The organism is Winogradskyella psychrotolerans, from assembly GCF_018860545.1.
In the GTDB taxonomy this organism is placed as follows: Bacteria; Bacteroidota; Bacteroidia; order Flavobacteriales; family Flavobacteriaceae; genus Winogradskyella; species Winogradskyella psychrotolerans_A.
In genome coordinates this window covers 1-2,049 of the sequence record NZ_JAHKPN010000048.1, presented here as the reverse complement: position 1 = coordinate 2,049, position 2,049 = coordinate 1, and the positions used below count along the sequence as shown (strand labels likewise).

At 30.6% G+C, this 2,049-nt stretch carries 3 protein-coding genes; all 3 read left to right on the top strand.

Annotated elements, in window-relative coordinates:
- Window positions 1-490: HAD domain-containing protein (locus KO515_RS15945; protein ID WP_215937334.1), on the top strand; the 490-nt coding region annotated here is incomplete at its 5' end.
- Between the two features lie 3 nt (window positions 491-493).
- The gene (locus tag KO515_RS15940) at window positions 494-964 is read left to right on the top strand and encodes a hypothetical protein (RefSeq protein WP_215937333.1); all 471 of its coding nucleotides are present in this window, start codon (window positions 494-496) and stop codon (window positions 962-964) included.
- Window positions 965-1,244: 280 nt separating this feature from the next.
- Window positions 1,245-1,910 carry a hypothetical protein gene (locus KO515_RS15935; protein WP_215937332.1) on the top strand — a complete coding sequence of 222 codons (666 nt, stop codon included), beginning with the start codon at window positions 1,245-1,247 and terminating at the stop codon, window positions 1,908-1,910.
- The last annotated feature ends 139 nt before the right edge of the window (window positions 1,911-2,049 follow it).

Sequence of the window (2,049 nt, the reverse complement as noted above, 5' to 3'; positions counted from 1 at the left end):
CATATACCAAGCCGTTAGCTACAATTTGAACGACAAACTTTTGATATTAGATTTAGATGGAGTTTTAATAACAAATCCATCGTGGAAAGCAGACCGAATTCACTCGGATGGGTATTCTGAATTTAATGAATCTTGTGTTGAAAATCTAAACCGACTTCTTACTCTTGCGGAATTTGACATTTGGTTAAGTTCAACTCGACGAACTGTGAAGACTCTGACTGAATTTAATCTGATTTTCAAAAATCGTGGAATAAAAGAAGAAATAATTGGATTTTTACCAGAATACGAGAATTGTAAAAACCGAAAAGAAGAAGTCCTGAAATTCATAGCGGAATTTAAAGCGTCTGATTTTCTGATTATCGATGATGACAAATCACTAAACGGATTGGAAAGTGAAATAAAGAAAAAACTAATTCTTACTGAATTAACAAAAGGGTTCGATTTGGAAAAATTGAAAGAAGCAACTGAAAAAATAAACAATAGCAACTAAATTATGAACGATAATTTTGCAGAAAAAAAAGATTCAAAAATCATACACTATTTTGGAATTGGAGCTTTCTTTATATTAACATTATTTGAACTATGCGGATTTTTTGGCGAAATATTAAAGGACACATTAATTGTCTTTAACCAAAACCCAAAAACAACCTATATTTTATCAGTTTTAACTTCATTGGCAACATTTACCATAATGCTGATATTATTGCTTAAAAAGATAAAATCAAACTCTAAAATTGATTCTAGAAAATTATTAATAACTTCAATTGTCGCTTTAATTATTACTTGGGTTTTGACTGCTTGTTATGACCAATTTATTTCTGATTATTTGTCAACTGAGTACTCGGAAAACTATAAAACTTACAGGGACTTTTGGCGTGATGAATATATTTTATTAGGATTTTTAGCATTAGTACCAACTTTTTATTATGTTGTACTTGGAATTTTAGTTTTGAAAAGAAAATAAAAACTGTAGCTAACACCGTATATAATTTATTGCTAGTTCTAGCCTACTTACGAAAATCCTCGCGGATTTTCTATTCGGTTTTTATTTGTTAAATTACGTGCTAAACCACGCAACAAACCATATACAAACACGTTAGGCAACATAAAGAGAAACGACATTGACAGAAAGAAAAACCAACTTCAAAACCATTTGGCAATGAGCTAAAATCAGACCAATATTACTACTTTTTGCATTTCAAGGCATTGCATTTGCATTACTTCTTTTTCTTCCAATGGGCTTAATGATGAATTCATTAGGGAATAGTTTTCCTTTTATTGAAAACGCTGAAAAAATTCAATCTGATGGAATTACAGCAAATGCAATCCTAACTGGAATCAAAGGAATTGATAACATAACTATCAATGGAAATAATCCACAAATTTTGACTTATGAATTTGACGACAACAGTCAGAAAGCGGAATCAAAGTTTAGTGTGTTTGAACCAGAAAAAACTGATAATTTAAAAATTGGAGATGTAATTCCAATTAAACATTTGAACGGAGAATCAATGCCAACCGAATTTGAACAATATTCGTTTAGTATGGATTTTATGTATTACATAGCTGGAGCGATTCTTTTGATTGGACTAATTCTTTCCTATCTGCTATACTCACGAATAAATAAAGAAATTTCATTGTATAAATCAGGCAGAATTATGGACGGAAAAATAATTTCAATAAGCCATAATAAAGGGTTCACATTTTCGAAATTTGGTTCGTCAATGGGTGTACATTATGAATACGGTAATAATGTTGCGAAATCAAGGACTAATAATTTTGCTTTGACAAATAACAAATCAATTGGATATTCAATTAAAATTTTGGTTTCAAAAGACGGAAATTCATCTTGTCTATATCCTGAATTGATTGCTAAAACTAACGGTTGGAAAGAAAATTACGTTGCCTAACACCGTGTATAATTAATTGCTTTATTCTTCTCTACTTGCGAAAATTCCTGCGGAATTTTCACGGGTTCGTAAAAGTTTACTAAATTAGTCGCTGAACCACGCAACTAATCATACACAAACACGTTGTAAACAATTATGA